This window comes from Catenulispora sp. MAP12-49 (genome assembly GCF_041262705.1).
Lineage (GTDB): Bacteria > Actinomycetota > Actinomycetes > Streptomycetales > Catenulisporaceae > Catenulispora.
The window spans coordinates 1-10,452 of record NZ_JBGCCP010000079.1 but is presented as its reverse complement, the minus strand read 5'-3'; the positions used below and the strand labels follow the sequence as shown (position 1 = coordinate 10,452).

Annotated in this window: 8 protein-coding genes; 1 reads left to right on the top strand and 7 read right to left on the bottom strand. The window is 71.9% G+C overall.

Translation table 11 applies throughout. The features are described from left to right. Positions 1 to 289 precede the first annotated feature (289 nt). The 4 genes from ABIA35_RS49240 to ABIA35_RS49225 form a co-directional block, all read right to left on the bottom strand. A complete protein-coding gene (locus ABIA35_RS49240) occupies positions 290 to 1,171 on the bottom strand; it encodes an SDR family oxidoreductase (RefSeq protein WP_370362630.1) in 882 nt (293 codons plus the stop codon). 29 nt (positions 1,172 to 1,200) lie between these two features. Further along, positions 1,201 to 1,956 (bottom strand): PIG-L deacetylase family protein, encoded by a 756-nt coding sequence (locus tag ABIA35_RS49235; RefSeq protein WP_370362629.1) that lies wholly within the window; start codon positions 1,954 to 1,956, stop codon positions 1,201 to 1,203. A gap of 64 nt (positions 1,957 to 2,020) precedes the next feature. Then, positions 2,021 to 3,184: a winged helix DNA-binding domain-containing protein gene (locus ABIA35_RS49230; RefSeq protein WP_370362628.1), complete on the bottom strand. Its 1,164-nt coding sequence runs from the start codon at positions 3,182 to 3,184 to the stop codon at positions 2,021 to 2,023. Positions 3,185 to 3,238: 54 nt separating this feature from the next. Further along, positions 3,239 to 4,087, bottom strand: coding sequence for an enoyl-CoA hydratase/isomerase family protein (locus ABIA35_RS49225; protein WP_370347910.1), 849 nt, complete (start codon positions 4,085 to 4,087; stop codon positions 3,239 to 3,241). A gap of 65 nt (positions 4,088 to 4,152) precedes the next feature. Here ABIA35_RS49225 and ABIA35_RS49220 point away from each other — a divergent pair, with 65 nt between their 5' ends. Next, entirely contained in the window at positions 4,153 to 5,163 is a 1,011-nt protein-coding gene (locus ABIA35_RS49220; protein ID WP_370347911.1) for a YhjD/YihY/BrkB family envelope integrity protein, read from the top strand. Here ABIA35_RS49220 and ABIA35_RS49215 read toward each other — a convergent pair. The 3 genes from ABIA35_RS49215 to ABIA35_RS49205 all read right to left on the bottom strand — a co-directional run bounded on the left by ABIA35_RS49215 (position 5,160) and on the right by ABIA35_RS49205 (position 9,641). After that, positions 5,160 to 7,550 (bottom strand): pyruvate dehydrogenase, encoded by a 2,391-nt coding sequence (locus ABIA35_RS49215; protein WP_370347914.1) that lies wholly within the window; start codon positions 7,548 to 7,550, stop codon positions 5,160 to 5,162. The two genes, ABIA35_RS49220 and ABIA35_RS49215, sit on opposite strands and share 4 nt — an antisense overlap. Before the next feature lie 58 nt (positions 7,551 to 7,608). Then, entirely contained in the window at positions 7,609 to 8,427 is an 819-nt protein-coding gene (locus ABIA35_RS49210) for a rhomboid-like protein (protein ID WP_370347916.1), read from the bottom strand. Between the two features lie 173 nt (positions 8,428 to 8,600). Then, positions 8,601 to 9,641: a chaplin gene (locus ABIA35_RS49205; protein ID WP_370347918.1), complete on the bottom strand. Its 1,041-nt coding sequence runs from the start codon at positions 9,639 to 9,641 to the stop codon at positions 8,601 to 8,603. Positions 9,642 to 10,452: the final 811 nt, after the last annotated feature.

The following is a 10,452-nucleotide window of genomic DNA, read 5'->3' as shown; positions in this document are numbered from 1 at the left end:
GTGCAGTCGCGAGGGAGTCCAAGTCAGTCTTCACACACCGACCATGGACTCCCTCGTCTCATGACCGCAGGGACCCCTTGGACTCAGTCATCTAGTCGTCCCCTAGTCCGCCGCCGCCTCCGCAATCCGGGCTGATGTGGCTCACCGCCGGGGCGCTGACGACGTGCACGCCGTTGTCCCCTGTGCTGCCGCCGCCTCCGCAGGCCGGGGCTATCACGAAGGCAGCGCCGGCAAGGAGGCAGAGCCATCGCATGAACATCGCATCCTCCAAGGGATCGGACTCCGTGACTCAGAATACTGATTCCCAGCCACGCGGCGGCAGTTGTTCGCGAATCGGTGTCACCGGGGGCATCACGAAGTCCCGCCGCAGGTGGTTGCCGCCGTCGACGACCAGCGTGTGGCCGGTCAGGAAGGCGGCGAACGGCGAGCACAGGTAGGTGGCGGCCCAGCCCAGTTCGTGCCGGTGGCCGGTGCGGAAGGCCGGTTGGCGCCGGGCGTCGGCGTCGGGTTCGGGGCGCAGGGCCTTGAGGTCCTCGCGCATGTCGTCGTGCGGGAACAGGCCGGGGGCCAGGGCGTTGACGCGGATGCCCTCGGGGGCCCATTCGACGGCCAGGGACTTGGTCAGGTTGCCCACGGCTGCCTTGGCCGCCGCGGCGTGGGCCATGCCGGGGCCTCCGGTGAAGGCCTGGGTGGCCAGGATGTTCAGGATCGTGCCGGGGCTCTGGCGCTCGGTGCAGCGGCGGTGCAGTTCGCGGGAGCACAGGAAGGTGCCGTCGAGGACGATGCCGGTGACGGCGCGCCAGCCGTTCGGGGACAGGTCGGCGGCGGCCACCGGGAAGTTGGCGGCGGCGTTGTTGACCAGCACCGTCACCGGGCCCAGGGCCTCCTCGACCGCGTCGAACGCGGTGCGTATCGCCTCGGGGTCGCGCACGTCGCACGGGACTCCGATCGCCTCGCCGCCGGTCGAGCGCACCTCGGCGATGCCCCGCTCGCGGTGCGCGGCGTCACGGCTCGCGATGCCGACGGCGGCGCCGCAGCGGGCGAACTCAGCGGCCATGGCCCGGCCCAGGCCCGTGCCGCCGCCGGTGATGAACACCGTGACGCCGGCGAAGGTCGCGGGCGGCAGCATCGCGGTGCCGAGCGGCGGCGGGTCGGGCAGGCCGGGGTACATGCGGACTCCTTCGGTCGGGGGATCGCGGGTCAGTCGCGCGGCGGCTCGACGTACCACTCGCGGCGGCCGAGCAGCGCCGCGAACAGCGGCGTCGGCATACGGATGAGGATGCGGTGGAACAGGCCGCCGCGGTTCTTGCCCTGCTGGGTGCGGTGTTCGGCCAGCGCCGCCTGCTTCAGGCCGGCGTAGCGCCGGACGTCGTACCGGTGCGTGATGGCCTCGCGCGGGCTGCCGAACCAGCTCGGGTCCGAGAAGTCGTAGCGCCGCAGGATCCGCACCGCCTGCAGCGCCTTGCCGAGCCGCACCACCGGCTCGCGCGGCACGGTCGCCTCCAGCAGCCGCACGCCGGTCAGCTCGGCGGCCAGCGCCCCGACCTCGTGGACCCGGACGTGGTCGCGGTGCCCGTAGCCGCCGGCCGCGTCGTAGCTGAGCAGCAGGTCGGCGCGTTCCTCCTCGATGACGGCGGCCAGCCTCTCGGCTGCCTCGTCGATCGGGGCCCGCATGAAGCGCGGCCGGTCCGGCGGGTCCGGGAACAGCAGCGCGCCGTGGCCGCTGTCGGCGTAACCGAGGTGGTGCACGCGCGCGACACCGAGCACGCGCGCGCTGGCCCGCAGCTCGTCGAGCCGCACCAGCGCGCCGGGCTCGCGGGCGTCGCCCATCGCGCCGTCGCAGGCCACGACGATCACGGTGCGGTGGCCCTCGGCGGCCAGCCGGGCCAGGGTGCCGCCGGTGAGCAGGACCTCGTCGTCGGGGTGGGCGTGGAAGGCGATGACGGTCTTCGGCATGGTGGGAGGACGCCGCCCGAACGCACGGCGGTTGCCGGAGGGATCACCCGGACGCCGGCCCCGCTCAGGCATGGGGACCAGCCTCCACCTCGCCCAGCACCAGCTCCGCGGTGACACCCAGGATCTCCCCGACGCGCGCCGCCTGTTCCTCGATCGCGGCCGTCAATGCACGGTTCGGCGTGATGAACGCCTCGACGGTGACGGTCGCGCGGCGTCCGGCGCGCTTCAGGTGCCAGATCCCGTCGACCACGCCTTCCACCAGCAGCACCGGCCGGTTGCCCGCCTGGCCGCGATTCAGCGCGCGTTCGGCGGCGCGGCCCGGGAACAGCCGGTCGCGCGGCTGGCCGGCGATGCCGTAGGCGTCGAAGTAGGGAAGCAGCCGGACGCCGCGTGGTTCGGCGTCGTCGAACCCGGTGTCGCCGGCGGCCACCCAGGCGACCGTGCCGTCGAAGTCGATCTCCTCGATGCTCCCCGCTTCGGCGAGGCTGCCGAACACCTTGGCGCCCCACGCCGGGGTGCCGCCGAACCACTTGGCGAACTGGGGCGGCGTGGCCGGGCCGTAGGCCCACAGGTAGTCCCGCACCACGGTGGTCAGGGCTTCGTCGGTGTCGGCGGGTTTCACCTCAGGGTTCATATACGTGACCTTCCGGCCGCGTCCGGCGCCGAAGCACAGCACACCGCGGTGTGCGGCCATGGCCATCGCCTGCCGCCAGCGCGGCCACATGGTCTGGAACGCGGGCATGACCTCGTCGATCGCCCAGGGTCCGGCGAGGTCGCCGACCGCGGCGTCCAGTTCCTCGGTGGTCAGCTCGGTATCGGTGAGCGCTGAGGCGACAGCGGTCAGGACCGAGTCGAGTTGGTCGGGTGTCAGGCGCACGTCCGGGGCGAAGCGGTCGGTGATCGGCGGCAGCGCGGACAGGGCCCCGAGCCAGGTACTCAGTTCCGCGGTGGGGAGCAGGTGGACGGTGCCGCGCGGCCCGAACGTCTTGGTCAGGGTCCCTTTGGTCCACAAGGCATCTCTGACATCGACGGCTGTGGCGCCGGGGGCCCGGATGGCGACCGAGAGCTCGGCGGCGGACATGATCTGCGCGTGGGCGCCGGCCATCGACGCGACGGTCGCGGCCAGATCGCTGTCCGCGGAGGGCTTTGGTTCGGCTGCCAAACCGGCCCGCGCCAGCCGCCGCGCCGACACGCGCTGCCAGTCCACTGTCATCGTCTTCGTGCTCATGGAATCAGTGTGCCGCCGGCCACCGACAAGTTTGAGCGAATCCTCTCCAAGTACTCATTTCCCCTCGAACTCCGCCGTCCGCCGAGCCGCCTTCGCGGCGTATCCGACTGGCGCGTCCTCCGAGATGAACGTCGTCGCGGCCAGCAGCGCGGCCTGCCCCATCGCCTCGTGCAGGCCGCGGTCGGCGAAGGTGTCCACCGAGCGCTTGATCGCCTGGACGGCCAGCGGGGCGTTGGCCGCGATCTCGCGGGCCAGCGCGTAGGCGGCCGGCAGCAGCTCCTCCGGGGCGACCACGTCCTGCACCACGCCGATCCGCGCGGCCGTGGCCGCGTCGATACGGCGGCCGGTCAGCGCCAGGAGCTTGGCCCAGCCGCTGCCGGCCTCACGGGCCAGGCGCATCTCGCCGCCGGCGTCGACCGCCATCCCGATCGTGGCCTCCGGCAGGGCGAAGACCGCGTCGGCGGCGGCCAGGCGGATGTCGCACATCAGCGCCAGCTCGAAGCCGAAGCCGAGACAGTACCCGTGCACGGCCGCGACGATCGGCTGGGGCAGCGTGGCGAAGGCACGGAACTGCTCGTGCACCCACCGCAGCCCCTCGGCGAAGTTGCGGGCACGTTCGGCCTGCGAACGGCCGGTGATGCGGTCCTCCGGCAGCCCCAGGTCCACGCCGGCACAGAAGGCCCGGCCGGAGCCGCGCACCACCAGGACCCTGATCCGATCGTCGAACCGGATCCGGGCGGCCAGGCGTGCCAACTGCCGGGAGGCTTCCCAGCTCCAGGCGTTCAGTTTCTCGGGGCGGTCCAGTACCAGCGTCGCGACGCCTTCACCCTCGCCGGGCTCCAACCGCAGCTGCCACTCGTGTTCCGGCAGAACCGGTTCGGTCCGGAACCTGATATCTGACACACCGTCAGGTTAGCGAACGGCGTGTCGTACCCGGAAGAGCGGCCGCATACAGTTTCCTGACCTGCGTGTCCGAAGATCTGCGAGACGGCCTGCGAGACGACCTGCGGGCAGGCCCGCGCCACCGCCGCCGGAGCACCGGCGCCCGCAGCGGGTTCCCGCGCCTCATCCGATGGGTCGACCACCAGCAAGGCGTCCACCTCAGCCGGCTGCGCACCGCCCCCTACCTCGGCCGCGCCCTGGCCACCTACTCGCGCTACTACCGCATCGACCTACGCGACGCGGCCAGCGCGGTCGTCTACTACAGCACCCTGTCGCTGCTGCCGGTGCTGGTGCTCGGCTACCTCGGCCTGGCCTGGCTGGCCCAACGCCATCCGCACCGCTACAAGAACGCCGACCAGAACCTGGCCAAGACCATCGGCATCCCCGTCCAGGACGTCAGCTCCCTGTTCGACGCCCAGGCGCACGCGCTGCTCACCGCCACCACCTCGATCATCGGCGTGATGGGCGTCCTGTACGGGGCCTGGGCCTGGATGAACACCCTGGCCCGGGCCCAGCGCACGATCTGGGGCACCGAGGACGACCCGGTCCCGTGGCGCCGCGGCGTGCGCGACGCCGTCGCCGCGCTGGCCGCGATCCCGTTGATGTTCCTGGGCTTCGCCGTGTCCGGCATGAGCTGGGGCCACCTACGGGTGCGCTGGCACCGCTCCGGCCTGAGCTGGCAGACCGCGGGCGCGCTGGTCCTGGCCGTTGTCCTGCTGGCGGTGGGCACGGTCGTGTTCGCCGTCGTCTGCCAACAGCTGTGCCGCAGGCTCGGCGGTGCGCCGGCGTTCAGAGACCTGTGGCTGTCCGCGGGCGCGACCGGCCTGTGCACCGCGGTGTTGTCCGCCGTCGCACAGGAGACCGTCCGGCACACCGCGTCCAACCCCTACGGCATCGTCATCGACTTCGTCGGGCTGATGGTGTGGGTCAGCATCGTGATCCGCATCCACCTGTCGCTGACGCTGTGGGCCGCCGAAGAGGATCCCTCGACGGCCCACAGAGCCCGGCTTCAGAGCATTCCAGTTTCAGAGCATTAGAGAGCCAAGGCAGCCAGCGCCGCGTTGACGATCGCGCCGGGCACCAGGTCGTGCTGCGCGTACAGGTCCGCCACGGTCCCGGACTGGCCGAAGCTGTCCACGCCCAGCGGCACCGCCGGCACCCCGACCGCCGAGCCCAGCCAGGCCATCGCGTGCGAGGCGGCGTCGTGCACGGTGACGATCGGCGCGCGCCCCGGGAACAGCTCCTTGAGCACTGAGGGCCGCCGCGGGCCCGAAGCGCTGCGGTAGTCCTGCTGCAGCGCGCGGCGCCAGCCGGTGTAGAGCCGGTCCAGGCTGGTCACGTCGACCACGTGCGCCGCGACGCCCTCGGAGGCGAGCTCGGCCGCGGCGGCCAGCACCTCGGGCATGACCGCGCCGGAGGCAGCCAGGTGCACCACCGGCGCGCCGGCGTTCTCCAACTCGGTGGCCACGTGCAGCCGGTAGCCGCCGGCCAGCACCTGCTCGCGCAGCCGCTGCTCCCCCACCCGCGCCAGCGCCGCCTCGAACGGCGCCTGGTCGATCGGCCGGGTGGTCAGGCGCAGGTAGGCCGAGGAGCCGGCCTCGCCGCGGCCCATCCGGGCCAGCGCGTCGCACAGCACCCAGTCCAGGGTGCGGGTGTAGGCGGGCTCGGAGAACACCACGTTCGGCAGCTCCAGGCCGATCGAGGCGGTGATCGTGGACTGGTGCGCGCCGCCCTCGGGGGCCAGCGTGACGCCGGAGGGCGTGCCGGCGATCAGGAAGCGCGCGCCGGAGTAGGTGCCGTAGATGAAGGCGTCCAGGCCGCGGCAGACGAAGGGGTCGTAAACCGTCCCGATCGGCAGCAGCGGCTGGTCCGACAGGTCCCAGGTCAGGCCGAGCTGGCCCAGCAGCAGGAACAGGTTCATCTCGGAGATGCCGAGCTCGATGTGCTGCCCGGAGGGGGACTCGTTCCAGCGCACCGGGGAGTCGGCGGCGGTGTAGTTCCGCACCTCGGCCGGGGCGAAGACGCCGAACTTGTTGATGAAGCCGGCCAGGTTCGTCGAGGTCGCCACGTCCGGAGCGGTGGTCACCAGGTGCCGGGCCACCTCCGGGGTGCGGGCCAGGCCCGAGACCAGGCGGCCGAAGGCCTCCTGGGTGGAGGTCGCCTTGGCCGGTGAGCGGGTCTCGACCTGGACCGGGACCGGGACCGGCGGGTGCGCGGTGGGCTGCGGGCGCTTCAGGAGCGCCGCGCGTGCGGCGACCACGCGGCCGGCGGCGGTGTCCGGGGCGATGCGGTCCCACTCGGTGGCCTCGGTCAGGCCCTGGGCGGTGCGCAGCGCCGCGACCTGCTCGGTGCTCAGCAGCGCCGAGTGGTTGCGGGGGTTGCCGGCGATCGGCAGGCCCCAGCCCTTGACGGTGTAGGCGAAGACCACGCTCGGGCGGTCGGTGACGGCGTCGCACTGGGCGTAGGCGTCGAGCATGGCGGTCAGGTCGTGGCCGCCGAGGTCGGTGAGCAGGGCGCCCAGGTCGTCGTCGGGGACCACGGACAGGATCGAGGCGACCTCGGCCGGGGCGCCTTCCAGGAACGCCGTGCGCAGGCGCGCGCCGTCCAGGCCGAACAGCGACTGGTAGCGCTCGTTGGGCATGGCGTCGATCCACGCCTTCAGCGCGCCGCCGCCGGGCCGGTCGAACACGGCCTGCAGGCGGCGGCCGTACTTGACCTCCACGACGTGCCAGCCGGCGGCCTCGAACTGCAGGCGCAGCTGGCCCTCGCGGATACCGGGCACCACGCGGTCCAGGGACTGCCGGTTGAAGTCCACGATCCACATGACCTCGCCCAGGCCCGCGCAGGCCGGGTCGGCGATGGCCTCCCAGACGTTGCCCTCGTCCAGTTCGGCGTCGCCCAGCAGTGCCACGAAGCGCGAGCGGGGCCGGGGGCCGAAGTGGGCGTCGACGTAGCGGCGCGCGGCGGCGGCGAACAGCGGCGCGGCCGGGCCCAGGCCCACCGAGCCGGTGGAGAAGTCCACGCGGTCGGGGTCCTTGGTGCGGCTGGGGTAGGACTGCAGGCCGCCGAAGGCGCGCAGCTGCGTGAGGTAGGAGCGGTCCAGTTCGCCCAGCAGGTACTGGATGCCGTGGAAGACCGGGGAGGCGTGCGGCTTGACCGAGACCTTGTCGTCCGGGCCCAGGTGGTGGAAGTACAGCGCGGTCATCGCGGTGACCAGCGAGGCCGAGGAGGCCTGGTGGCCGCCGACCTTGACCCCGTCGCCGGTGGCGCGGTCGTGGTTGGCGGCGTCGACGATCCTGGTGGCCAGCCACAGGACGCGGTTTTGGATCTCGTTCAGGGCTTCCAGGTCCGCCGGTCCTGCCGGGTCGGCGGACGTCGGGGCGGACTGGCCTGTCTGGGCAGTCTGTGGAACGGCTGCGGGCATGGCGCATCCCTCGCGGTTCGGGGGCGGACGTCGTTGTCACACGCCCGGCTTTGCGGGGTCACCGCGCCAGGCTCGTGGTCTCATTATCGGACGTCGGCTCCCCTGCCGAAAACTTCGAGGTCGAACGGGGGATCCTGATCCAGGGATCGCCTCTGCGCCGGCGGGCGCGGTCGGTCCTGGTCAGCGGGTACAGGGCCAGCCCGATGCCGAAGGCGACCAGGTGGCCCAGCGGCGTGTAGTCGACCGCGGCGTCGAAGTCCTTCAGCGAGGCCTGGTAGAGCAGGTAGGCCAGCATCAGCGACCACACCGAGAGCCGGTAGGGCCAGCGCAGCCGGTAGACCAGCAGCGCCGCGCACGCGTAGGCGCCGTAGCTGATGCCGACGTCGATGGTGCGGGAGTAGACCCGGTCCTGCTCGGGGGTCAGGACCACCGTCTCCTCGATCCACAGCGCGATCAGGATCGTGGCGCCGATGTGCCCGGCCAGGAACGCCAGCACGGTGCGCCAGGTGCCGATCCAGCGTTCCAGCGGCGCCAGGTAGATGAAGGCGGTCAGCGCCATGAAGACCAGCTCGTTGACGTCGGTCCACATCGCCGAGCCGAACAGCACCGTCAGCGGCTCCTGCTTAAGGTGCGCCAGCGTGGTGGAGTGGGTCAGCAGGACCGCGTTGCGCAGCCGCGGGGACAGCCCGATCAGCATCCAGGCGTGTACCACGACCAGCAGCGAGAGCGCCGTGGTGAACGGCGCCAGCCGGGCCCAGGCCTTGAGCCAGTTCCAGACGATGCGCACGTGCCGGCTGGCCCAGCTGTTCGTGCGCAGGAGGTATGCGACCAGCAGCACCGCCGGAATGGCGGCGAGTTCTATCCAGCCGGTCCTCATCTGTCCAGTGTCTCCCTATCGACCCGATCGGTGCCCGCGCTCGGTGTATTCCCCGGACTGAGCAGCACTGTGCAGGTTCCCGCTGAGAAGCTGATGAAAAGCGCGGGAACACGGCGAAGACGGGACCCGGATCCCTTACGGACCGAGCCCCGCCGCTTCTACCAGGAGGAACGCTAGTGCGAGCGCCCCGGCTTGAACTTGCGGTACATGAACGCGCCGCCGCCCATCAGCGCCGCGCCCATCGGGGCGAGCATCAGGCCGTCGGCACCGGTGTGGGCCAGCGTGCCGACCGGGGCCGGGACGATCGAGCCGGTCTCCGGCGGCGTGCTGCGCGGGGCGGTCCAGCCGGTGGTGGTGCCCGGCGGCGGGGGCGGCGGGGTGCCGATCGGGGGCGTCGGCGTGTTGTTCGCGCACGCGTTGCCCTCGGCGCCGTTGGCCACGCCGACCACGTTCACCGAGTCGCCGCAGACGTTGACCGGGACCGAGATCGGCAGCTGGATGGTGTTGCCCGAGCCGATCCCCGGAGAGCCGACCGAGGTGCCGGTCGCGCTCGAGCCGCCGGTGCCCGCGCCGCCGCCGGCGTTGAGGCAGTGGTTGCCCTTGGCACCGTTGGCCACGCCGACCACGTTGACGGTGTCGCCGCACAGGTTGACCGGGATGTCCACGGGGACCTGGACGGTGTTGCCCGAGACGATGCCCGGGGAGCCGACCGAGCTGCCGGTCGCGCTCGAGCCGCCGGTGCCCGCGCCGCCGCCCTCGTTGCGGCAGTGGTTGCCCAGGGCGCCGTTGCCCACGCCGACCACGTTCACCGAGTCGCCGCAGGCGTTGACCGGGATGTGCACCGGGGCCTGGACGGTGTTGCCGGACAGGATGCCCGGGGAGCCGATCGAGCTGCCGCTGGCGGACGCGCCGCCGGAGCCCTGGCTGCCCAGCCCGCCGGCGCTGGCACCACCGGAGTTGGCGCAGTGGTTGCCGGCCGCCGGGTTGAGCACGCCGAGCACGTTGGCCGTCACACCGCAGACGTTGATCGGGACGTCCACCGGGATCTGGACGGTGTTGCCCGAGAGGATGCCCGGCGAGCCGGCGGTGGTGGTACCGGCATCGCCGGCCCCGGCGGCCGACGCGTCGGCGTGCGCGATCCCGGCCCCGCCGGTGGCGAGCAGCCCGCCGGTCGTGAGTCCGAAAACGATCCGCCGCTTGACTTGCGATTGCATGAAAGCCCCTGCCTTGTTCCGTCTGCCGTGTTTCTTCAGACGAGCCGATAGACCTATCCGACTAACGAGACGGTCAGCGGGAGGTTTTTCCCGGCAAACCGTGAATCGTTCGTACGAGTGAACCGGGGCGGCCCGGGGCAACCACGGCGCCGGGCTGGTTGTCGGGGGCTTTCGGCGCATACGGGAAAGGAGGCGCATGTGTGGGTGAGTTGCTCGTGTGGGTGCGGCTGGGGTGGGTGGCTTACAGGCGTTTCTTGACGGCTTCGCGCGGGGTTTACGGGATCCGTTGGTGGCGCGGGTCGGGGGTGGTGCTGGTTTCGCGGGGCGGCGGTGGTGTGGGCAGGTGGTCGGGTCTACTGCGACAGTCAAGGTCAACTGCGAAGGTCAAGGGCAAGGTCAAGAGCCTGAAGAGCGCCTCCGGCGGCGCCTACGCGGCGAGCGGCGCTCTCTCCGGGGATGGGGGGCCGCGCTGCTGGCTGCCGGTCGATGCTTGTGGTCGCCTTCGTCCCGGATTCCCCGTCGCATCGCCGCCTTACGGAAGCAGACCGGTCCGGCGGTATCAAGCCGGATCGCAGAGCTGTGGGTCCAGTATCAGCGGCTTGACACCACCGGCCCGGCCTGCTTGGCTTCGCCCGCCGAAGCGACGGGGAATCCGGGACAACCCCGGCCTGTGGTGTGGACGGAGTCCACTCGGTGAGGCACAGCGGCGGCCAGGTGGTGTGTGCGTGTGGTGCGGGAACCGTTCCCACAGGCGGGGGTTGTCCCGGATTCCCCGTCGCTTCGGCGGTGCTTGCACAACCATCCCGGACTG